Annotated in this window: 21 protein-coding genes; 6 read left to right on the top strand and 15 right to left on the bottom strand. The window is 45.4% G+C overall.

Annotated elements, in window-relative coordinates:
- Window positions 1-129: 129 nt before the first annotated feature.
- The 10 genes from IW644_RS16345 to IW644_RS16300 form a co-directional block, all read right to left on the bottom strand.
- Entirely contained in the window at window positions 130-1,731 is a 1,602-nt protein-coding gene (locus IW644_RS16345) for an AbgT family transporter (RefSeq protein ID WP_269918486.1), read from the bottom strand.
- A 294-nt stretch (window positions 1,732-2,025) separates the two neighbouring features.
- Window positions 2,026-2,907 (bottom strand): protease modulator HflC, encoded by an 882-nt coding sequence (hflC, locus tag IW644_RS16340; RefSeq protein WP_269918485.1) that lies wholly within the window; start codon window positions 2,905-2,907, stop codon window positions 2,026-2,028.
- Window positions 2,908-2,912: 5 nt separating this feature from the next.
- On the bottom strand, window positions 2,913-4,064 hold the full coding sequence (gene hflK / locus IW644_RS16335) for an FtsH protease activity modulator HflK (RefSeq protein ID WP_269918484.1): 1,152 nt from the start codon (window positions 4,062-4,064) through the stop codon (window positions 2,913-2,915).
- Window positions 4,065-4,131: 67 nt separating this feature from the next.
- Entirely contained in the window at window positions 4,132-5,421 is a 1,290-nt protein-coding gene (hflX, locus tag IW644_RS16330; RefSeq protein WP_269918483.1) for a ribosome rescue GTPase HflX, read from the bottom strand.
- A 17-nt stretch (window positions 5,422-5,438) separates the two neighbouring features.
- Window positions 5,439-5,687 (bottom strand): RNA chaperone Hfq, encoded by a 249-nt coding sequence (gene hfq, locus IW644_RS16325; RefSeq protein ID WP_014951092.1) that lies wholly within the window; start codon window positions 5,685-5,687, stop codon window positions 5,439-5,441.
- A 78-nt stretch (window positions 5,688-5,765) separates the two neighbouring features.
- Entirely contained in the window at window positions 5,766-6,719 is a 954-nt protein-coding gene (gene miaA / locus IW644_RS16320; RefSeq protein ID WP_179984844.1) for a tRNA (adenosine(37)-N6)-dimethylallyltransferase MiaA, read from the bottom strand.
- Complete coding sequence (gene mutL / locus IW644_RS16315; RefSeq protein WP_269918482.1) at window positions 6,703-8,568, bottom strand: DNA mismatch repair endonuclease MutL; 1,866 nt, start codon at window positions 8,566-8,568, stop codon at window positions 6,703-6,705. The genes miaA and mutL overlap by 17 nt, the downstream gene beginning before the upstream one ends.
- Before the next feature lie 110 nt (window positions 8,569-8,678).
- Window positions 8,679-10,028, bottom strand: a complete 1,350-nt coding sequence (locus IW644_RS16310) for an N-acetylmuramoyl-L-alanine amidase (protein ID WP_269918481.1) — start codon at window positions 10,026-10,028, stop codon at window positions 8,679-8,681.
- An 85-nt stretch (window positions 10,029-10,113) separates the two neighbouring features.
- Window positions 10,114-10,596, bottom strand: a complete 483-nt coding sequence (tsaE, locus tag IW644_RS16305) for a tRNA (adenosine(37)-N6)-threonylcarbamoyltransferase complex ATPase subunit type 1 TsaE (protein ID WP_269918480.1) — start codon at window positions 10,594-10,596, stop codon at window positions 10,114-10,116.
- Window positions 10,597-10,665: 69 nt separating this feature from the next.
- Window positions 10,666-12,165, bottom strand: coding sequence for an NAD(P)H-hydrate dehydratase (locus IW644_RS16300; protein ID WP_179984848.1), 1,500 nt, complete (start codon window positions 12,163-12,165; stop codon window positions 10,666-10,668).
- Window positions 12,166-12,171: 6 nt separating this feature from the next.
- Here IW644_RS16300 and queG point away from each other — a divergent pair, with 6 nt between their 5' ends.
- Window positions 12,172-13,314 (top strand): tRNA epoxyqueuosine(34) reductase QueG, encoded by a 1,143-nt coding sequence (gene queG, locus IW644_RS16295; protein ID WP_269918479.1) that lies wholly within the window; start codon window positions 12,172-12,174, stop codon window positions 13,312-13,314.
- A 41-nt stretch (window positions 13,315-13,355) separates the two neighbouring features.
- On the opposite strand, the gene IW644_RS16290 is transcribed toward queG, so the two are convergent.
- The 3 genes from IW644_RS16290 to nudC form a co-directional block, all read right to left on the bottom strand.
- Window positions 13,356-13,997, bottom strand: a complete 642-nt coding sequence (locus tag IW644_RS16290) for a hypothetical protein (protein ID WP_269918478.1) — start codon at window positions 13,995-13,997, stop codon at window positions 13,356-13,358.
- A 23-nt stretch (window positions 13,998-14,020) separates the two neighbouring features.
- Window positions 14,021-15,112 (bottom strand): uroporphyrinogen decarboxylase, encoded by a 1,092-nt coding sequence (hemE, locus tag IW644_RS16285; RefSeq protein ID WP_179984851.1) that lies wholly within the window; start codon window positions 15,110-15,112, stop codon window positions 14,021-14,023.
- Between the two features lie 266 nt (window positions 15,113-15,378).
- The gene (gene nudC / locus IW644_RS16280) at window positions 15,379-16,212 is read right to left on the bottom strand and encodes an NAD(+) diphosphatase (protein ID WP_269918477.1); all 834 of its coding nucleotides are present in this window, start codon (window positions 16,210-16,212) and stop codon (window positions 15,379-15,381) included.
- Between the two features lie 224 nt (window positions 16,213-16,436).
- On the opposite strand from nudC, the gene rsd reads away from it, so the two are divergent.
- The 5 genes from rsd (at window position 16,437) to IW644_RS16255 (ending at window position 19,589) form a co-directional block, all read left to right on the top strand.
- Window positions 16,437-16,901 carry a sigma D regulator gene (gene rsd, locus IW644_RS16275; RefSeq protein WP_179984853.1) on the top strand — a complete coding sequence of 155 codons (465 nt, stop codon included), beginning with the start codon at window positions 16,437-16,439 and terminating at the stop codon, window positions 16,899-16,901.
- Between the two features lie 35 nt (window positions 16,902-16,936).
- Complete coding sequence (locus IW644_RS16270) at window positions 16,937-17,410, top strand: transcriptional repressor (RefSeq protein ID WP_118491580.1); 474 nt, start codon at window positions 16,937-16,939, stop codon at window positions 17,408-17,410.
- Window positions 17,400-17,864: a chemotaxis protein CheX gene (locus IW644_RS16265; RefSeq protein ID WP_118491578.1), complete on the top strand. Its 465-nt coding sequence runs from the start codon at window positions 17,400-17,402 to the stop codon at window positions 17,862-17,864. Before IW644_RS16270 ends, IW644_RS16265 begins: the two co-directional genes overlap by 11 nt.
- Window positions 17,854-18,291, top strand: a complete 438-nt coding sequence (locus tag IW644_RS16260) for a secondary thiamine-phosphate synthase enzyme YjbQ (RefSeq protein WP_269918476.1) — start codon at window positions 17,854-17,856, stop codon at window positions 18,289-18,291. The genes IW644_RS16265 and IW644_RS16260 overlap by 11 nt, the downstream gene beginning before the upstream one ends.
- A 101-nt stretch (window positions 18,292-18,392) precedes the next feature.
- A complete protein-coding gene (locus tag IW644_RS16255) occupies window positions 18,393-19,589 on the top strand; it encodes an OmpA family protein (protein ID WP_269918475.1) in 1,197 nt (398 codons plus the stop codon).
- Window positions 19,590-19,742: 153 nt separating this feature from the next.
- Here IW644_RS16255 and dnaB read toward each other — a convergent pair whose 3' ends face one another.
- Window positions 19,743-21,128 carry a replicative DNA helicase gene (gene dnaB / locus IW644_RS16250; RefSeq protein WP_179984856.1) on the bottom strand — a complete coding sequence of 462 codons (1,386 nt, stop codon included), beginning with the start codon at window positions 21,126-21,128 and terminating at the stop codon, window positions 19,743-19,745.
- 115 nt (window positions 21,129-21,243) lie between these two features.
- Window positions 21,244-21,714 carry a hypothetical protein gene (locus IW644_RS16245; RefSeq protein WP_179984857.1) on the bottom strand — a complete coding sequence of 157 codons (471 nt, stop codon included), beginning with the start codon at window positions 21,712-21,714 and terminating at the stop codon, window positions 21,244-21,246.
- Window positions 21,715-21,805: the final 91 nt, after the last annotated feature.

Genomic DNA, 21,805 nt, shown 5'->3' with positions numbered 1-21,805 from the left:
AACTACGATTGCACCAATAGATTTTAGGCATTAAAAAAGCGGCATATGTTTAAAAATAATATTTAAAAACACATACCGCTGTTTAATTACCACCTAATAAATATTGTGGCAATAAAGCTAACTATTTATTTAGGGCTGATAGTAAGTGGCTGCACCTGGACCTACCGGCATGCCAAGTAAAAATACCCAGATGTAAAATAAGATAGTCCAACCTACTATGAAGACCATAGAGTAAGGCAACATCATGGCGATAAGCGTGCCCATACCTAAGTCTTTTTTGTATCTAGCAGCCATGGCTAGGATAAGCCCAAAGTAGCTCATCATAGGTGCTATAACGTTAGTCACTGAATCACCGATACGATAAGCCGCCTGAATAACTTCTGGCGCGTACCCAATTAGCATAAGCATAGGTACGAAAATAGGCGCCGTTACCGCCCACTGCGCAGATGCACTACCTAACGATAAGTTAACCACACCACACATCAATATGAATAGGATAAACACGGCGGGGCCATCTAATCCGGCAGCTTGCAAAAGAGCGGCGCCTTTAACAGCCAGCACAGTGCCTAAATTTGTCCATTTAAAGAAAGCAACAAATTGTGCAGCGAAAAATACTAACGTTATGTAAAGCCCCATGGCTCCCATACTCTTCGCCATAGCATCAATGACATCTTTGTCGTTTTGCATCGACTTGGTCACTTTACCGTAAACAAAGCCTGGAATTGCAAAGGTAATGAAGATGAAAGCAACAATGCCTTTAAGAAACGGAGAGCCCGCCACTTCACCCGTTTCAGGGTGACGCAAAATACCGTTTTCAGGTACTACCGTTAACGCCAGTATTGCGCAAACCACAACAAAAGATATTCCCGCCCAACGCAGACCTTTCTTTTCTAAGTCTGTAGGCGCATCCATAGATTGCTTGCCTAAATCTATTGAAGCCTCAGATGGGTCAAATTTACCTAACCTTGGCTCTACCACTTTTTCAGTAACTAGCGCCCCCATAGTGGCTACCACAAAAGTACTGATAAACATAAAGTACCAGTTTACTTCTGGCCCAACCATGTAGTCAGGGTCAATCATATGCGCTGCAGCTTCTGTTATGCCGGACAACAGTGGGTCAACCGTACCTAACAATAGGTTTGCACTGTAACCAGCAGAAACACCAGCAAAGGCCGCAGCAAGACCCGCTAGCGGGTGGCGTCCTAAGGAGTGGAAAATCATCGCTGCTAGTGGAATGAGTACCACATAACCGAGCTCAGAGGCAGTGTTTGAAATAATGCCGGCGAAAACAATAGCAAAGGTTACAGCGCGTTTTGACGCGTTCATAACCAATGCGCGCATTGCTGCGGACAAAAGGCCCGAATGTTCAGCTACCGATACACCAAGAAGGGCAACAAGCACGGTACCTAATGGTGCGAATCCGGTGAAGTTAGTGACAAGCCCAGTCACTATTCGCTGCAGACCTTCGGCACTCATCAAAGATATTACTTCAATCATGCCGTCTTCTTCACGGCCCTTCGCACCCACAGGGCGTGGGTCGGCAACAGCTAAATCGAAGTATCCTAATATGCCACTTAGTACCACTATGAAAAGTGAAAGCAGCGCAAATAATGTTACTGGGTGTGGAAGTAGATTTCCTAGCCATTCCACCGTAGCGAGAAATCGCGAGAATAACCCACCTTGTCCGCCGTTATTATCGGCAGACGCTGTATTCTTGTTTTCCGTTGTCAAAATCTTCCCTCTGTCGTTTATTTACGCCTACTACATCAAAGTTAACGCTGGGACGGCGCTAACTTCGTACTTAATGAGTGACGTGTTTTAATAATATTCTGGCGGTATTTTACCCGATTTAGTGAAAATTTGGCAGTGGATAGGGAAAATGAGAGGTAAACTCACTGTACACTTTGCTAAATTAGCGTCGCATATTCACAAATAACTGTTTTTTATCAGCAAGTTACTTTTAAATCAGGTATAAAAAAGCCAGTCTAAGTGACTGGCCTTTATATTCATAAAAACGTTTGGTTTTTAGTTGCCGTTAGACTGATTCATATACTTAAAGAAGTCACTGTCAGGTGCAATTACCATAACGTCTTGTTTGCTGTTAAAGCTTTCTTTATATGCATCCATACTACGCAAGAAGCTGTAGAAGTCTGCATTTTTAGAGTAAGCGTCAGCGTAGATTTGCGCTGCAATCGCATCACCTTCACCACGCAGTTGACGAGCATTACGCTCAGCATCTGCCAGCATTACTGTTACTTTTGCGTCAATGTTAGCTTTAATTACTTCAGCCTGTTCTTGACCTTCTGAGCGGTGCTCACGAGCAACAGCCGCACGCTCTGCGCGCATACGTTGAAAGATAGAGTTACTCACTTCAGTAGGTAGGTTGATTTGCTTAACGCGTACGTCAACAATTTCAATACCTAGCTCGTCTGATGATGTAGACGCCTGTTCCATTGCCTGGTTCATTAATGCTGAACGCTCGCCAGAAACGATTTGCGCAATGGTACGAGTACCAAACTCTGAACGTAGACCGTTGTTCACTTTTTGCTTAAGTAGTGCTTCGGCTTGAAGCTTGTTGCCGCCTGTTGATAGGTAGTAACGTGCAAAATCGTCAATACGCCACTTAACGTAAGAATCAACGATAAGGTCTTTCTTCTCGCTTGTTACAAAGCGGTCTGGTGACCCGTCCAGCGTTTGAATACGTGCATCAAGCACACGTACTGAATCAATGAACGGAAGTTTAAAGTGAAGACCCGGTTCGAACACTTTTGTGTCGCCAGTTGCGTCGTCTCTTTGCACTTTACCAAATTGAATAACAATGGCGCGTTCGCCTTCTTTAACTGCAAACAGAGAACCTGATGCAAGCAAAACAAGAAGAACGAATGCTGCAATTAATATATTCTTCATTGTGCTTATCTCCCCTCTCTGTAGCTATCGCCGCGCAAACCTGAACTTGGCGAACTGTTGCGGCTGCGGCCATTAGCATCGGTTACTGGTGCTCGTAAGCCTTCCAGCGTGTTGCGCGTATTTTTGTTGTTCGTAGATTGCTGGCGTTCCATGATTTTATCTAGCGGGAGATACATCATGTTGTTGCCACCTTTGCTATCAACCATGATTTTGCTGGTATTGCTAAGTACCTCTTCCATAGTTTCAAGGTAGATACGCTCGCGAGTAACTTGAGGTGCACGTACGTACTGAGGAAGCAGCTCTTCAAAACGCGCCACTTCACCTTGCGCCTCTAGCGTTACACGCTCTTTATAGGCTTGTGCTTCTTCGTTCATGCGGTTCACTTGACCGCGTGCACGAGGCTCAATTTCTCTAGCATAAGCTTCTGCTTCACGAATGAAACGCTGTTCGTCTTCCTGTGCAGCGATGGCATCATCAAATGCATCCTTAACTTGCTCAGGTGGACGAGCATCACGGAAGTTCATATCAATGATAGAAACACCCATGTTATATGGTTCGATGATAGCTTGTAGTTCTTCCCATACGCGCTGACGGGTTACTTCCCGTCCGTCAGTTAAAACGTCATCCATTGTTGAATGACCAACCACATAACGAATTGCGCTATCAAGAGATTGACTTAAGCTTTGCTCAGGGCTTTCAACGGCAAACGTCCAACGGTATGGATCGACAACGCGGAACTGCATTTCCATTTGAACGCTCACTACGTTTTCATCTTCAGTAAGCATGGAGCCTGATGAAGACTGATCGCGTATTGACTGAACATCAACAGGAATAACAGAGTCGATGAACGTAGGTGCCCAGCGAAGACCAGGCTCAACCTGCTGGTGATACTCACCAAAGCGAAGGACTACGCCGCGCTCAGCTTCACGAATGGTATAAAAACCACTAATGAACCAGATCACGACAAGTAAACCTACTAGAATACCAGCACCGATGCCGCCTAGGCTTTTGCCCGAGCCACCACCGTTACCACCTGACTTTCCAAACTTACCAAATAAGTTTTTAAAAACATCGTCCAAATCTGGGGGACCTTGCTCTTTCCCACCGCGATTCTTCCACGGGTCGTTATTATTGCCACCCGGCTCATTCCAAGCCATGCTGATACTCCATAGATTACTGTTATATTTTTGAATTTTGCATGCTCAATACAGTGTTTAACACTGCTTAATGTCGCACAACATACTCTGATATTCCGTTTTCCAGACGTTTTTCAAGCCTGTTCCAATCGGCAGTGGGCATTCTTACATCAACTACCCAGTCTCCCTGACTGTCGTATTCTTCACTTGCAATACAGTTTAGCTCGTACAACACGCCACGCAATTGACTTTGTGCAGGTGGAATCTTCAATGTATAGTTCACCATGCTTTTAGCTAAACATTCAGTCAAAGCTTGGCTTAACAATTCCGTTCCTTCACCCGTTTGTGCAGACAACCACACTCTAACAGGCACGCCTTCGTCATTTCTTTCTATACGCGGCTGAACGTCGTCTAGTTTATCAATCTTATTACAGATTAGTAATTGTTGAATGTCACCTGCTTCAATTTCTTCAAGTACATCGTTCACCTCGTCCATGGTTTCACGATATTTTGCATCGGCAATATCGACAACATGAAGCAGTAAATCAGCCTCTTGCGTTTCTTGAAGCGTCGCTTTAAACGCAGCAACTAGGTCGTGGGGAAGATGACGAATAAAACCAACCGTATCGGCCAAAATTGCGGGGCCAACATCTTTTAACTCGATTTTACGTAACGTAGGATCTAGCGTTGCGAACAACTGGTCAGCAGCGTAAACGTGTGAGTCGGTAATGGTGTTAAATAGCGTCGATTTTCCCGCATTCGTATAGCCAACTAAGGATACCGTTGGAATTTCAGCGCGTTTACGCGAGCGACGACCCTGCTCACGCTGCTTTTGCACTTTTTCCAAGCGACGAAGAATGGCTTTTATACGACCACGAAGCAATCGACGGTCAGTTTCTAGCTGTGTCTCACCCGGACCGCGAAGACCAATACCACCTTTTTGACGCTCAAGGTGAGTCCATCCTCTGATGAGACGGGTTGAGATATGTCTCAACTGGGCTAGTTCAACCTGAAGCTTACCCTCGTGAGTTCGCGCGCGCTGCGCGAAAATGTCGAGAATAAGCCCGGTTCTATCTAACACCCGGCATTTACACACCGCTTCTAAATTACGCTCCTGAGAAGGAGAAAGCGCGTGGTTAAAAATAACAACGTTAGCATCGTGTGCTTTTACCGCTGCTGCTATTTCCTCTGCCTTACCTGATCCGACAAAAAATTTAGCATGAGGCGCACTGCGGGACGTCGTGATGACTTCGACCGCATTTACCCCTGCTGAAGACACAAGTAATTCAAGCTCACTTAAGTCTTCTTTACTGTTCTCGTCGGAAAAATTAACATGAACAAGTACAGCCTGTTCACCGGCTTCATAACGGTCAAACAAGCGCGTTACCTTTTAAATTATTCACCTTTAGTATTTTCAGAATCTCCTGCGCTAGGCATAGTGATAGCGCGTGCTGGAACAACAGTAGAAATCGCGTGCTTATACACCATTTGGCTTACTGTGTTCTTCAGTAAAATAACGAACTGGTCGAATGATTCAACCTGCCCCTGAAGTTTAATACCGTTTACCAGATAAATTGATACTGGAATACGTTCCTTACGCAAAGCGTTCAAGAATGGGTCTTGTAAAGATTGCCCTTTAGCCATTTGATATCCTTAGTTTTTATTATTCATGATAGAAATTTCACTATCACTGCACGTCTAATGTATACCACACTCAAACATTTAAAGTGTGACTTTCGCTGTAATTTTAATCAAATTATCGTTAGCAAATGTGTCAAGCCATGTAACCTGCTCCCAGCCCCGTAACCACGTAAGCTGGCGCTTGGCAAGCTGCCTTGTAGCGATAATACCTCTTTCACGCATTTCTGCGTAACTCAATTGGCCGTCTAGGTACTGCCACATTTGTCGATACCCTACAGAACGTATAGAAGGTAGATCTTCATGTAGATCACTGCGTTCATAGAGTTTCGATACTTCTTTTTCGAACCCTTGCTCTAGCATCATATCGAACCGGGTCGCGATCCGTTCGTGCAACACTGCCCTGTCTGCGGGCGCTATGGCAAATTGTGCAATGTTATAAGGGCACTTTTCACCCTCTTGTTGTTGCCAATATGTCAACGTCTTGCCGGTACTTCTATACACTTCCAGTGCACGAGTAATACGCTGTGGGTCATTGGGGTGGATTCTCTCACCACTGATTGGGTCTACACCACGTAATTCATCGTGTAATTTAGACCAACCCAAGCGTTGTGCCTGCTGTGTTATATCATCTCGTATCTTTTCATCTGACTTAGGTAGTGGCGAAATTCCATTTATCAAGGCATTAAAGTACATCATTGTACCTCCAGCCAAAATTGGCACCTTGCCTCGAGCTAAAATATCGCCGATAAGCCCATTCGTATCGTTTACAAATTGCGACACCGAATAGCTATCTGCCGGGTCGATAATATCAATTAAGTGGTGCACTACCCCCGCTTGCTCTTCCTGCGTCGGCTTCGCTGTGCCAATATCCATGCCTTTGTATACAAGGGCTGAATCTACACTAATTACTTCACTATCGACCTGAGCTGCTATATCTAACGCCAACCCCGTCTTGCCTGACGCTGTGGGGCCCATAATTGCTATTACAGGTAATGCAGAATTTATGCCATTGGACACGTTATTCTCCCCACACATCTAGCACTAAATTTAAGGGGCGCACTTTAGCAAATTGCTCAATAATTTCCCATTGTTTCGCTTCGCTTTGCTGATCCAACCAGTACCAGAGCATATTTGATACATCGTCGTCGAACACTTGCTCTTTTAAAACGAGCGATGTCATCGCATCTTCAAGAGAATCTAATTCACCGCTACCCTTCATGGATAAAAAGGATTCAAACCATTTTAGCCAAGGTAAATGCCTTGTTCCGGCAGGCACCTGCTGCAAGCGGTACTTTCCGGCTACTTTGTTAATTTCAAAATGCGATGCGTTTAATAATTCGACAAGCTTTTCATCCACATTTTCAAGTGAAACCGCAACAGGCATCAATAGCGGCTGTCCATGCTTCGCTTTTAAAAATAGTTCGCTTAACCAGATACTTGCAACTTTAGTCGCAAAAAGAAGGTAAATTTTTTCTGATTTTGGGTAAATTCTACACAAGGGAGAAAGATTAACGTGAGCATTAGTCCGCTGTTCGCCATTATCACTATCAATGATGTCACTATTTGGCGTCATCAAAGCGTTATAACTAGATTGATAAGCAGCGCCTGGCCCTCGACTTTGCCCTCTGCCTTGCAAAAGCTTAGCGCCGCCGCCCCCACTAAAGCTTCCCGCTGACGACGGTTTCACACTACCGGGATATTGACCGTGACCCTGCGTCGCATTTTGCGAATACGCCCCTGCAGGATAATGAGAGGTTTCATTAAAAGCGCGTGCGTTATCAGGCGCTTGTTCTTGTAGGGGCCTAATGTAGTCGTGTTCTACCTGTGTAGCCATTAAATCAGAGCCCGAAGTGCGATTTGTGTCCATTCCTGTCAAGGGCTGCTCGTCGGTCATGGCGTGTAGTGCATCACTCACCGTTTTACAGATAAAGTCATGCACCAGCCTGCCTTGCTGAAACCTAACTTCGTGCTTAGCAGGGTGAACATTAACATCAACATCTTTAGGATTAACATCTAAATACACCACAAAGCTCGGTTGCTCGATAACGCCCCATACACTTTCATACGCTTGCCGGATAGCATGCATAATAAGCTTGTCGCGCATGCCCCTACCGTTCACAAAACTAAACTGGCAATCATTGCTGCTGCGCAGCATAGCTTCGTTGCCGAGCCATGCGTCTATGTGGAGACCGTCATATTCCGTATTTATGTGCACAGCATTTTGAACAAACTTCTGCCCAACTACGGCGCCAATACGCGTTTGTAAGCTGCCTTCTTTGTCAGCAATAAAGCGTTTTATCACTTTGTCGTTGTGCTTTAAAATAAAAGAAACCTTTGGGTAACTTAACGCAATACGCTTAATAACGTCTTCGATATGCTGAAATTCGGTTTTTTCAGTACGTAAGAACTTGCGCCTTGCAGGCGTATTATAAAAAAGGTCTGCCACATCAATTGTGGTTCCCACAGGGTGAGCCGCTGGCTGAATATTTACCGCCATTTCCCTGCCCTCACAATACGCCTGCCATGCCTCGGCTTGAGACTCTGTACGAGATGTCAGAGTCAACCTACTCACCGAACTAATACTAGCAAGTGCTTCACCGCGAAAACCAAGAGACAAAATTTGTTCTAAGTCATCAAGGGTAGTAATTTTGCTTGTCGCATGGCGACTCAACGCTAACTGCAGTTCACTTTTTACAATGCCTGATCCATTGTCTTTTATTCGAATGCGCTTGTGGCCGCCTTTTTCAATATCGACCTCTATTTTGGTAGCGCCGGCATCGAGGCTGTTTTCTAACAGCTCTTTCACGACAGATGCAGGTCGTTCAACCACTTCACCAGCGGCAATTTGGTTAGCGAGTTGGGGAGATAAAAGCTGTATAGGCAAAGGGCTACCCTATGATATTCAATGTATAGTATTCACTATATGAATTGGTGATGATTTTATATGTAAGCGCGTAGTCGCAATGGCGAACGCCGATAAAACAAACCCTCGGTTTATGTTCTCGGAATATTTAATACCTGCCCTACGCGAACAACATCGCTTGAAAGATCGTTAGCGGCTTTAATACTGCTTACTTTCACGTTATAACGCTGTGCTAATAACGAAAGCGATTCACCACTTCTGACTTTGTGCGTTCGATTATTCACTCTTTCCTGAGCCCACAGTGTACCATCAGGGGGTACTTGCTTGAAGTAGCGCTTAGCTGCATTGAACATTGCGTTCGCTAAACGCTCGCGATGTTTAGACCAGTTCAGGTTTTTCTCTTCTTGCGGATTCGATATAAAACCAACTTCAACCAAAATTGAAGGGATATCGGGCGCGGTTAACACAGCAAAGCTGGCAGCTTGTGGCTTTCTTTTGTGAAGACTGGTCACTTGCTTTAACTCTTCTACCACTTTATTGCCTAAATCATGGCTAGTCGCCATGCTGTGATCCATAGATAGGCCAAGAATGGTCTCAGTAAGGTATCGTTCGCTAGATTTATCATTGATAACTTCAGCAGCTCCGCCTAACAGCTCAGAGTGACGCTCTGATTTTTCTAACCAACGACCTAATTCAGTGTCGGCTCTACGTGTTGATAGTACCCATACCGAGCCACCTCGCGGCTGTGGTTGACTAAACGCATCGGCGTGAATTGAAATAAGTAAGTCGGCTTTTTTCTCTCTGGCAATCTCTGGGCGACGATTAGGAGAAATATAATAGTCACCGCTGCGCGTCATTATGGCACGCATACCGGGTTCCCGGTTGATTTTGCTTTCAAGCTTTTTGGCTATACTCAGCGTGATGTGCTTTTCATACGTTCCTGCGGGACCAACTGAGCCTGGGTCGTGTCCACCGTGTCCGGCATCAATGGCAACAATGATATCTCTATCACGGGCGCTACTTGTATCGTCAATCACCACTGAGCCCGTTGATGACGATGCCGACAGTGTAGCAGATGTTTTGGGCGCACTGTCGGGCAGGTCAACCACAAGCCTGTGACCAAGAGAGCCGTTAGGCGTTACAGCAAACAATGAGGGCTTTGTATTTCTGTTGAGTTCAACAACTACCCTAGCCGATGACTTATTTTTAGGGGTTGAATAGCGCAACTTTTTAATTAAATCACCGCTATTTTCTACGCCTGACAGCTTTGCCGAATCACTGGTGTTTTTAAGATCGATAACTAATCGAAGGGGATTTTTGAGGGTAAAGTAGGTGAACTCTGGCGCAGCCTTCATATCGAAAACGACACGCGTATTGTCCGGCGACGGCCATATTCTTACTCCGTCGATGTTATTTTGTGCGCCGTATGCGAACTGCACCACGAAACACAAGAATAATACCGAAACTATACTGCGCACCATAATTAGCCTTTATGTTATTGTCATGCCGCTCTCGTAAACATCGGAGCCGCTAATTGTTCAATGTTTCTTTCAGTTCAAATGTTCGCTACACGCGTTTACATTGCTGAAGCAATTTAGCACCGTGAGCACTTTTCGCTTCCAAATTGAACTGCCTACCCGCTGGTGTAATATTTATACTAATCACTAAGTCTGGGGATGCCAAGTATTCGCCGCCTTTTTCCGACCATTCAATAAGCGCGATAGCTCCGGATCCGAAGTAATCTCGAATTCCCATGAACTCTAGTTCTTCCGGATCGGACAAGCGATACAGGTCGAAGTGATAAATATTGACGCTATCCAACTCATAAGGTTCAACCAATGTATAGGTTGGACTTTTAACGCTACCTGAATGACCTAGAGACCGAATAAAATAACGGCTAAATGTTGTTTTCCCTGCCCCTAAGTCGCCGTCAAGATAAATAACGGCATCGGTAGGGAGTTGACTCGAAACCGCTTGCGCTAAGTCCTTGGCAAGCTGAGCGGTGTCATCTACTTCATTAGCAAAAAAAGAGGTGTGCGGGTAAGACATCAACAATATTCCACAGTAATGTAAAGAAACACAGTAGATGCCTGCCCGTTCAAGACAAAACCAACCTATTTAGTGGTTGATAAGCGCACGTACTGCGTCGAACAAATCACTCGCTATCATACCACGTTGACCATACAGTTGGGCAATATCATCACCTGCCTTTGCATGAAGCACTACGCCATATTTTGCTGCAATATCCGTTTCCACACCCTGCGCAAGCAATGCGCCTAAAATTCCGCTTAGTACGTCACCGCTTCCTGCCGTGGCCATGCCGGGGTTACCGTGACGGCAAACCCAGGTTTTCTTTTCGTTATCGATAAGCGTGCCCGCCCCTTTAAGTACGCAGACGGCGTGGTATCGCTGTGAGCACTGTCTTGCATAGTTAAAGCGGTCACTTTCTACATCGTCAATAGAAACACCCAGTAAGCGCGCTGCTTCACCCGCATGAGGCGTTAAGATACTGTCCGACAAGGTGTACGCTGTGGACTGCTGACACAAAAGGTTAAGCGCATCAGCATCGATAACCACAGGCTTATTTTGGTTTTGGCAATGTTTCATTGTGGTTTCAAATGCTTCTTCAGCCCATTCATCCTGACCAAGACCCGGGCCAATAACCACGCAAGTCGCCCAAGCTAATGCATCTTCTAAATTGAAGTCGGTCACCATAAGCTCAGGTCTGCCTGCACTTACCTGAACCACCGACGATTCATGGGTATACACTCGCACCATACCCGCGCCACTTCGAAGGGCCGCTTCGCTGGCAAGTCGAATTGCCCCTGCAGTCCCTCGGTTTCCACCAATGCATAACAGTCGCCCGTAAGTGCCTTTGTGGCTGTTGATCTCCCGAGGCCCCATCCCCTTGAAGTGATCGATATTCAGCATGGTCGCGCTAGCTTTGGCTAATGCTTGAAAGGCTTTGCCTATGCCTAAATCAGCGTAAACCAGTTTGCCGCATGATTGTTTGCCCGCTCCTGTGACAAGCCCGGGCTTTATACCCACGAAGGTCACCGTTATATCAGCCTGAACACAGCGTCCTAGACTTTGACCTGTGTTAGCATCGAGTCCTGAGGGGACATCCACGCTCACCACGGGGGTCGATGACGAGTTAACGGCATCGATAACATCAGCAAACTCATTGCGTATATAACTGTTAATACCTGTACCAAGAAGCGCATCAATAACTACATCTGATTTGTCCAATAACGCCGCATCAAACCCATTAATGCTGCCGCCGGCATCAAGCCAGCGCTGCTGTGCTTTACCCGCATCGCCGTCGAGAGTACGTTCAGGCTCCACCGCACATAGATGCACTTGCTTACCTGCGAGTTTTGCGTTGATGGCTGCAATGTAGCCATCGCCTGCATTGTTACCTTGGCCCACCAATACTAAATAAACGTCTGAATTAGGCATTAGCTCTAAACATTGTTTAAATACCACGTCACCGGCTCTTTGCATTAAGGTGAACATGTCACAGCCAGAGTCGGCGGCGGCTTGCCCTTCATTTTCCCTAACCTGATCGGCCCGAAATAGTTTGTATGATAAACTTGACGTTAATTGAGTATCTAGCATAAGCAAATGTCCGAAATTAGTTCTATCGACCTTGTTGAATTGACCAACAATATCAAGGCTTGGGGTACAGCGCTAGGCTTTCAACAGGTTGGCATCAGCGATATTGATCTGCATCAGCACGAGTCACACCTACAGGAATGGTTAGACAATAGCTACCACGGTGATATGGCCTTTATGGAAAGCCATGGGATGAAGCGTGCCCGGCCAGATGAACTGGTCCCAGGTACACTGCGTGTTATCAGTGTTCGCATGAATTACTTACCTCCTGATGCCTCGTTTGCTAAGCATTTAAAAAAGCCAGAAATAGGCTATATCAGCCGCTATGCGTTAGGCCGTGACTACCACAAAGTGTTACGTAAGCGCTTAAAGCAGCTAGGCGAAAAAATAACCGCCTCCCTTGCGCATACCCAATACCGCCCGTTTGTGGATTCAGCACCTGTTCTGGAACACGCCATCGCCGAAAAAGCGGGGATTGGCTGGACCGGTAAGCACAGCCTGACACTCAATAAAGAAGCGGGCTCTTGGTTCTTTCTAGGTGAGCTTTTTATTAATTTACCGCTGCCAGTGGATGCCCCTATCGAAGAAGGCTGTGGAAGCTGCACAGCGTGTTTGACTATATGCCCTACGAGCGCGATTGTAGCCCCTTATAAAGTGGACGGTCGACGCTGTATATCATACCTCACCATTGAATCGGATAAGGACATCCCTGAAGAGCTTCGACCAAAGATGGGCAATCGCATTTACGGCTGTGATGATTGTCAGCTTGTCTGTCCTTGGAATCGTTTCGCCGATATCACTAATGAAGAAGACTTTCATCCTAGGCAGGTATTGCATGGTCAAAGTCTTAATGATTTGTTTAGTTGGTCTGAAGAAACCTTTTTACGCAATACCGAAGGCTCACCTATCAGGCGTATCGGCTTTGAGAAGTGGCAGAGAAATATCGCCGTGGCGTTAGGCAATGCTCCTTATAATGAAGAAAGTATTCGGCTCTTAAAAGAAAGACGGGGCTGTGTAAGCGACCTAGTAGATAGGCACATTGATTGGGCTATTGCGCAACAGCAAAGCAAGCAACAGGCCTCTAGCGGCGACAGTAGACAGCAAGCTCGACTTATTCGCGTTGTTGAAAAAGGCTTACCCAGAGACGCATAAGATTTACGTGTAAATCCAAGCAATAAACCCAAGGTTAAAGGCTATCCCGCAGATGTTATTTGGGCTGATGCAATTTGGTTGTCAGAGTCGGTCTGAACACTATTTTGAGTTCGCTCTTGGGCACGAGTTCGATTTTGTACGCGAGCGCTTGGTAACTGTGAAGCAACAAAAGAAACATTGAGTCTCAAGCCGCGCTGTGCAACCTCAGTGGTAATAGTCGGTGAGCCAAATTGCCACCATGGTTCTCTCTCTAAGGCTTCTATAACCAAAGATAATTCGGTTTCAGAGCCATCGTACTCTCCGGTTATTTCGCAAAGCCCGTTTCCACATTTTACCGTTTCCAACACAAAGCGCTCTTTGTTAGGAGGTAAAGCAAAAAAGGTATTAAGTGACCCCTCTGTTTTCGTATAAAAGGGGTCGGGAGTGACAACTTGAACGCTAGCTTTCTCTTCATCCACAACGCTGGTGTCGGAGTTCGTTGTGGCGACTTCGTTCTTTACTAGCTTAGCAGCAGGCTTAATGACTTTAAGTTCACTGGTTTCCGTGGCACGAGAGCGCGCTAACACATTGGTTAGTCGCTCTTTCTCTGCATTGGATTCACTGAGTTGGTGTTGATAGCCAGAGAATTTATACCCCGCTACCAATGCAAACGCTATCAGCAACAACACAAGCCACGTTTTCATTCCACTTCCTTTACTGAAGTCGCTTACTTGTGATATTGCTTACTAAGGTCGTGCACCGCGTTAACAAACACGCCGGCGTTCTCAGGCGGTACGTCTAAATGAATTCCGTGCCCTAAGTTAAAGACGTGACCGCTTCCTTCGCCGTAGCCTTCTAAAATAGACGCCACTTCCTGCTCAATTCTTTGCGGCTGAGCGTATAACATAGAAGGGTCCATGTTGCCTTGAAGCGCTACTTTATCGCCAATACGTGCACGGGCTTCTTTAATATCGATAGTCCAATCTAAACCTACTGCGTCACAACCTGTTGCCGCAATAGACTCAAGCCACATACCACCGTTTTTCGTGAACAAGGTAACAGGCACTTTACGACCTTCATTTTCACGGGTTAGCCCACTTACAATGCGCTCCATGTATTGAAGCGAGAATTCTTTATAGTCACGAGGAGACAATACGCCACCCCAGGTATCAAATACCATGACAGATTGTGCGCCCGCTGCGATTTGAGCATTAAGGTACTCAGTTACCGAGTCGGCTAGTTTGGCTAACAATGCGTGCAGCGTCGCTGGCTCCGCGAATGCCATTTTTTTAATTTTGGTAAAGGCCTTACTTGAACCACCTTCGATCATGTAGGTAGCTAGTGTCCAAGGGCTTCCAGAAAATCCAATTAATGGTACTTCACCTTTTAGCTCTCGGCGAATGGTGCGAACAGCATTCATTACATACTGAAGCTCACCTTCTGGATCCGGCAGACCAATTTTATCTACGTCCGCTTTGCATGTGATTGGGTTTTTAAAACGTGGGCCTTCACCGGTCTCGAAGTAAAGACCAAGCCCCATTGCATCTGGGATAGTCAAAATATCAGAGAAAAGAATAGCGGCATCGAGTGGAAAGCGGCGTAAAGGCTGCAGCGTTACTTCACAGGCAAGCTCTGCATTTTTGCACAACGACATAAAGTCGCCCGCTACTGCACGGGTCGCTTTATACTCTGGAAGGTAACGCCCTGCTTGTCGCATCATCCATACAGGTGTCATATCAACCGGCTGCTTAAGTAATGCACGTAAGTAACGATCATTCTTCAACGCGGGCTTATCAACACTGGGGAAATTTTGCGACATATAACTCACCTAAATAACTGTATATATTTGAATCGCGAAGTATACCAGCATTCTGAACGAGGTGTGCTAAAACCTGTATTAAAAAGTCGCTGGTTTAATAACAAATCGACGTAGTGTCGATAATTAAAGACGAACATTCCTTGCATACTGTTTAAAAAGTAACTTGCACTTAAAGTGAGTGTTTGCTATTACTATAACCGTTAAATAAAAGAAGCCCTTTATGGGACCGTGCTAAACGTATTGAAACCCTGCTTCGGTAGGGTTTTTTATTTGTCGCCGATGAGAGACACTGTTTTCTCGATTAGCTGCCCTGCGATAGACACTTTAGGCGGAATAGTCGGCAGTGCATCCACTTCAAACCACTGTGCGTCATCTATCTCGTTTTCTTGGCAACGAATTTCTCCACCATCATACTCAGCAATAAAACCTACCATAAGAGAATGGGGAAACGGCCAAGGCTGGCTATTGTAGTAGCGCAGGTTTTTAACTTTTACACCAACCTCTTCAAATACTTCTCGATGAACGGCTTGCTCTAAACTCTCCCCGCTTTCAACAAAGCCGGCAAGGGTCGAATACATATTAGACTCTTTGTGGCGAACCCCTTTCGCTAATAGTATTTTCTCATTATTGTGAATAGAAACGATAATACATGGGGACACCCTTGGATAGGTGCGATGCTGACAGCGGTAACACTGCATAGCCATCTCCCAATCTACACGCTCGGTTTTCGCACCACACTGGCCACAAAACTGGTGTGTCCGCAAAAAATGAATGTATTGCCATGCTCTACCAATAACAGAAAAAGCAATATCGTATTCAGCAAAAAGAAGTTGTCTAAGTGATACTTTTTCCCAGCCGGGTTCCTCTACATGTTCAGCGCCTAAATCTACAACGAAGACAGGTAATTCTCTGTGTGCAGTTTCGTTTAGTGGCGGAAGTTGATGTATTTCATTTACGTACGACGCTAGGAAAGGAATTTCACTCAGATAAGCAACGGGAATAGACTCAGATGATTCTTGTACTAGAACTTTTCCACGACTAAAAACCACCCACATTGCCTGCTGAAAGGTCAACTTCCCTTCATCTAATTTAATCATCATATAGTGTTACTCCTGCGCTTCTGTACTTCATAATACACTAGGGCTGATAAAGGTTACTGTACATTCAGCTCAAAATTTCTAAATTCAAGACCAATAACTCGTTCACTTCGCGTTAGTCTGCCTTAGCACTATGTTTTTACTGCAAACTTTTTCGTGCAAAATTTGTGTCGCTAGTGCACGGTGTTATACTGAAACTTATTGTCGCTAAACGGGTAGCACATACAATGTTGCAACAGTTGGAAAGCGTAAAATCTAAATGGGGTGGCAAAAGTCAGGTCATAGACCGTTGGCTATTAGATAGGCAAGCCTTATTAGTCTCGTACTGTGAACTTGCCGGCATTAACAACCATAGCGAATGTTTGCCCGATGCCGATGAAATAGCAAACTTTTGTGGTGCTTTACTCGATTATCTTTCTGCAGGACATTTCGAAGTTTTCGATATTTTAGTTGAAAGCGACAGCGAAGGTATAAAACTGCGTGATAAACTTTACCCCAGATTGACAAAAACCACTGACGCCGCACTTGAATTCAATGATACGTTTGCGCAAGCAGTGACGCCAGAGCAGGCTGCAGGCTTTGATTCCGCCTTAGCTAAGCTTGGAGAAACATTAGAAGAGCGTTTTGCCTTGGAAGATGAGTTAATTGCTCACGTTCACACAAACAAACGTGATCCAGAAGTAGCGCTTTAATATAACAATGAAAGTCGAGTTTACGGTTATCATCAATGAACAAAACCACACTTATTCATAAGGCACGCGCGTATTGTGAACAGCGCGGCGCTAGATTTACACCGCTTAGAGAAAAGGTGTACGAGATTCTTGTATCAAAGCACGGCCCCATGGGTGCTTATGAACTACTCGACTCATTAAAAGAGACAGAATCCAGTGCAAAACCTGCCACTGTGTATCGCGCTTTGGATTTTCTTCTCGATTTTGGTTTCATTCATCGCTTAGAGTCTACCAATGCGTTCGTAGCCTGTTACCATTTTGGATGTAACCACCCCGTTCAGTTCTTAATTTGTGACAGCTGCGGTGATGTTGCTGAGATTCAATCTGAAGGTCTTCAAGATACCCTCGATAATCAAGCCAAACAACACGGCTTTAAAGTTTCAAAACAAACCATTGAGGCCCATGGATTATGTGCCGACTGTCAACAAACCGAAGAGCACACTGCCCAGGAGAGTGTACATGAATGCTGATTTTGTGAACCCTTTTATTGCCGGCCTGCTCAACGTGCTAGAGACCATGGCACAAACAAAGTTGACCCCGGGCAAGCCCAAACGCAAGCAAAGCGATATCGCTAAAGGTGACGTTTCTGGCTTGATAGGCATGGTAGGTCCAGATGTTCGTGGCTCTATGTCTATCACGTTTGATGAATCACTTGCCCTTACTATTATGGAGCGAATGGTTGGAGAGCGCCCTGAAAAACTCGATGCTGAAGTGGGTGATATGGTTGGTGAAGTTACCAATATGATTTGCGGAAACGCAAAACGAGATCTTGCAGAGCGCGGGTTCGAGTTCGGAATGGCGACACCTATCGTAGTATCGGGAAAGCAACACACTATCAGCCATCAGGTTGATGGCGCTAAAATTATTCTGCCCTTTATGTGCGATGAAGGCTTAGCGCACTTGGAAATCTGTTTTGACAAATAATTTCTGGCACTCTGAAAAAATTACACTCGACAGTTACCCCAGAGGATTTCACCTGATAACCGACCAGGTGGAATCTGCGCTACCGAATATTCGCCATGTTGAAGTTGGGCTGCTACACCTATGGCTTCAGCATACCAGCGCAAGCTTAACGATAAACGAAAATGCCGACCCTACTGTAAGGCATGATATGGAAGCTTTCTTCAACCATAGTGTAAAAGAAGAACTTTCTTTTTTCAGGCATACTTATGAAGGTAAAGATGATATGCCTGCTCACTTAAAATCGAGTATACTAGGCTGTCAACTTACCATACCTGTCCAACAAGGCAAACTTGCACTTGGTACGTGGCAGGGTATCATGCTCGGTGAACACCGAGATCATGGTGGAAGACGAACAATTATTGCCACATTACAAGGGATCGCAGCCTAACCCATATTATAAATGGCACAATTTGTGCTGGCGTATATCGCTAAGCACAACACAAAATTATCTAAAATCGATAATCACTCAACGTTAAACAGGATGTGACTATGAAACAACACTTTAAAATGGCAGCGCTATCTCTAGCTGTACTTTCATCTACCAGTGCATTTGCTCAAGACTCTTCTGAGCCAGAGTACAAAAGCTGGTTTGGTATTTCGGGCATGCATTACAATACTGACGAATCGCGCCCTCTTTCTCTTACCGAAGGTGAAGTATACGACGACGGTTTAGGTGCAACGTTCGAATACGGATTCCGTTTCACTCAAAGCTGGGCTGCCCGTGTAGAATTCACGAAATTGTCTGTAGACTTCCGTGACGGCGGCGATGACAGCGGCGAAATGACTGGCGTAGACGCGCTATACTTTATGCCGGATGACGCGTGGTTTGTTTTTGGTGGTGTTAAGCGCCAATCAGTTGGTGACTCTACAACACTTGGCAACATTGGTATCGGTAAACACTGGAAAGTTGGTGAGACAGCTCGCCTAATCACAGAGATTGCTACGTATCACGATTTCGGTGAAAGCTATAACGACTTCAGTGTAAAAGTTGGTCTTGCGATTCCATTTGGCAAGAGTACTCCTTCTGCTCCTAAAGACAGCGACAACGATGGCGTTGTAGATGGCAAAGATCAGTGCCCAATGACTCCAGCTGGCGTTCGCGTTGATGCGACTGGCTGTAGCGTTGATAACGATAACGACGGCGTTCTAAACAGCGTTGATCAGTGTCCTAACACTCCAGCTGGCACTAAAGTAGATGCTAAAGGTTGTGCGCTTAAAGATGCTGACAACGATGGCGTTGTAGACAGCAAAGACATGTGCCCTGATACACCAGCTGGCGTAAAAGTAGACGCTAAAGGTTGTACAGTGTTTGACGAAGAGACGGTAGAAATCACACTACGCGTTCTATTCGACAACGAAAGCGCTGTTGTTAAAATGCCTAAAGATCCAGAAATCTCTGAATTTGCTGAGTTCATGAAGCAGTATCCTTCAACAACTGCCGTAGTAGAAGGTCACACTTCTGCACCAGGTTCTGAAGCGTACAACATGGACCTTTCTAAGCGTCGTGCTGCTAACTTCAAAGAAGTAATGGTAGACATGTACGGTATCGACAGCTCTCGCCTAGAGACTATCGGTTACGGTGAAACTCAGCTTCTAGACGAAGGCAATAATGCTGAAGCACACCGTGTTAACCGTCGCATTTCAGTGACAGTTAAAGACACAGTGAAAGTAGCTGAAGAAAAGTAATTCATATAGTATGAATTGAAGAAGGCGCCGAAAGGCGCCTTTTTTGTATCTATCGACCCGCCCTAAATAGCGTTTTGCAGAAACGAATGCAGCACGCTATTCAATCGCTAGTTGAAAGTTAGTTAGACAATTAACTCGACCAACGATAGGGCGTTAGTACTCATCTGCGATGGCTGGGCCTGCGTAGTTATCAAAACGAGAAAACTGGCCTTGGAAGGTAAGTCGGCAGGTACCAATTGGACCGTTACGCTGCTTACCAATAATGATTTCTGCAATGCCTTTATATTCACTGTTTTCGTGATAAACCTCATCACGATAGATAAACATGATAAGGTCGGCATCCTGCTCGATTGAACCAGATTCACGAAGGTCAGAGTTAACGGGGCGCTTATCGGCACGTTGTTCTAGCGTACGGTTAAGCTGCGACAGTGCAACTACGGGCACTTCCAGTTCTTTAGCCAGCGCTTTTAATGACCGTGATATTTCGGCAATTTCTAATGTACGGTTATCGCTTAGCGACGGTACTCGCATTAGCTGAAGATAATCCACCATGATAAGGCTTATCCCGCCGCGCTCCCGCGCGAGTTTACGGGCTCTGCTTCGCACATCCATAGGTGTTAGACCCGAAGAGTCATCAACGAACAGGCTATCTTTATCTTTAAGCATAGCCATAGTGTTAGATATACGCGCCCAGTCCTCATCGTCTAGCTGAGCGGTACGGATCTTCGTTTGATCAACACGGCTTAATGACGCCAACATACGCATCATGATTTGTTCAGACGGCATCTCAAGACTGAAAACCAGTACTGGCTTCTCTTCTGCCATCATGGCGTTTTCAATCAAGTTCATGGCAAAGGTGGTTTTACCCATTGATGGACGCGCTGCCACAATGATAAGGTCCGACGGCTGCATACCACTGGTCATTTTATCTAGGTCGGTAAAGCCCGTTGTAACACCCGTTACTTCTTTATTGGTTTTTACCAGCTCTTCTAGACGGTCGATGGTCTTACCTAGGATAGACTCGACATCGCGAGGGCCTTCGTTTTCGCCGGTTCTTCGCTCTGCTATTTCAAAGACTTTACTTTCAGCAAGGTCGAGAATATCTGCGCTGTCACGGCCTTCAGGGTTATAGCCTACTTCAGCAATTTCGTGTGCAACACCGATAAGTTCACGGGTAATAGCACGCTCGCTAATAATTTGCGCATAAGAGACTACGTTTGCAGAACTTGGGGTATTTTTCGCTAGCTCGCCGAGATAAGCAAAACCACCTGCATCTTCTAGTTCATCGTGCTTTTCAAGCTCTTCTGATACGGTAATAAGATCTATCGGCTGACTGCTATTAAGCAATCGCGTGATAGCACGAAAGATTATTTGGTGTGAACGATTGTAAAAGTCGTTATCGGTAACAAGTTCCGCGACCTTATCCCAGCTTTCGGGGTCGATAAGCATGCTGCCTAAAACAGACTGCTCGGCCTCAATGCTATGAGGGGGAACCTTCAATTTATCAACATTTTTATCGTTGTTAGACGCAGACGCCACAAGTAAAGCCTATTCCAATGCACAAAAGTCAGTTGGATATTATGCGCTTTTAACGCACATCTCTCAACAAAGGAAGCAGGTCTTTTATCACGAGAGCCTAAAAAGGCCGCTTAAGCTAAAGTGTTTTTTCTAGCTTCAAAAAGGTGCCATCTATCAAGGTGTAAGTGTTGATATTTTCTTGAAAAACTAGTGTCGACCCCATGGTTGCGTTGTTATCTGAACAAGCCAAACTCACTTGGGTGATGTTGTCATCACTGAAGTCTAGTGACGAGGGCGATGCGCCAAAAGTAGCGAGAAAGTCACTTCCACTCAACTCTTTGGATGTATAAATAGGCGACTCGCAAAAGGCTTGATCAAGTTTCGCCTTCTCTTTCTCGTAGGTTACAGAACGCCCAAGAAACTGCTCTGATTCAGCAGTTGAGTGAGCGGTAATGCCTACGTTGTAAGCTTTAGTAACAACCCAGGTTCCTTCGTAATAAGCGGGCTCTTGAACAGCACAACCTAAGGTTAGCGCACATATCCCAAACGCACCGATAATTAGGCTATGAAATCGCCAAAACCTTTTGACGTGTCCAACAATACTCAATTTACTCTCCGTACATAAAATTTATTAAAATCAGGTAGTTTAACGTAAAAGCTATATAAAAAGTTCACTTGAAGCCACTTGAGTATAGAGT

Source organism: Alteromonas sp. PRIM-21 (assembly GCF_027563165.1).
Lineage (GTDB): Bacteria > Pseudomonadota > Gammaproteobacteria > Enterobacterales > Alteromonadaceae > Alteromonas > Alteromonas macleodii_A.
This window is presented reverse-complemented; position numbering and strand designations above follow the sequence as displayed.

Coding starts and splice junctions, on each gene's coding strand:
- hflC (WP_269918485.1), bottom strand. CDS start 2,907: ATGAAGAATATATTAATTGCAGCATTCGTTCTTCTTGTTTTGCTTGCA.
- hflK (WP_269918484.1), bottom strand. CDS start 4,064: ATGGCTTGGAATGAGCCGGGTGGCAATAATAACGACCCGTGGAAGAAT.
- hfq (WP_014951092.1), bottom strand. CDS start 5,687: ATGGCTAAAGGGCAATCTTTACAAGACCCATTCTTGAACGCTTTGCGT.
- miaA (WP_179984844.1), bottom strand. CDS start 6,719: ATGTGTGGGGAGAATAACGTGTCCAATGGCATAAATTCTGCATTACCT.
- IW644_RS16310 (WP_269918481.1), bottom strand. CDS start 10,028: ATGGTGCGCAGTATAGTTTCGGTATTATTCTTGTGTTTCGTGGTGCAG.
- tsaE (WP_269918480.1), bottom strand. CDS start 10,596: ATGTCTTACCCGCACACCTCTTTTTTTGCTAATGAAGTAGATGACACC.
- IW644_RS16300 (WP_179984848.1), bottom strand. CDS start 12,165: ATGCTAGATACTCAATTAACGTCAAGTTTATCATACAAACTATTTCGG.
- queG (WP_269918479.1), top strand. CDS start 12,172: ATGTCCGAAATTAGTTCTATCGACCTTGTTGAATTGACCAACAATATC.
- IW644_RS16290 (WP_269918478.1), bottom strand. CDS start 13,997: ATGAAAACGTGGCTTGTGTTGTTGCTGATAGCGTTTGCATTGGTAGCG.
- hemE (WP_179984851.1), bottom strand. CDS start 15,112: ATGTCGCAAAATTTCCCCAGTGTTGATAAGCCCGCGTTGAAGAATGAT.
- nudC (WP_269918477.1), bottom strand. CDS start 16,212: ATGATGATTAAATTAGATGAAGGGAAGTTGACCTTTCAGCAGGCAATG.
- rsd (WP_179984853.1), top strand. CDS start 16,437: ATGTTGCAACAGTTGGAAAGCGTAAAATCTAAATGGGGTGGCAAAAGT.
- IW644_RS16270 (WP_118491580.1), top strand. CDS start 16,937: ATGAACAAAACCACACTTATTCATAAGGCACGCGCGTATTGTGAACAG.
- IW644_RS16265 (WP_118491578.1), top strand. CDS start 17,400: ATGAATGCTGATTTTGTGAACCCTTTTATTGCCGGCCTGCTCAACGTG.
- IW644_RS16255 (WP_269918475.1), top strand. CDS start 18,393: ATGAAACAACACTTTAAAATGGCAGCGCTATCTCTAGCTGTACTTTCA.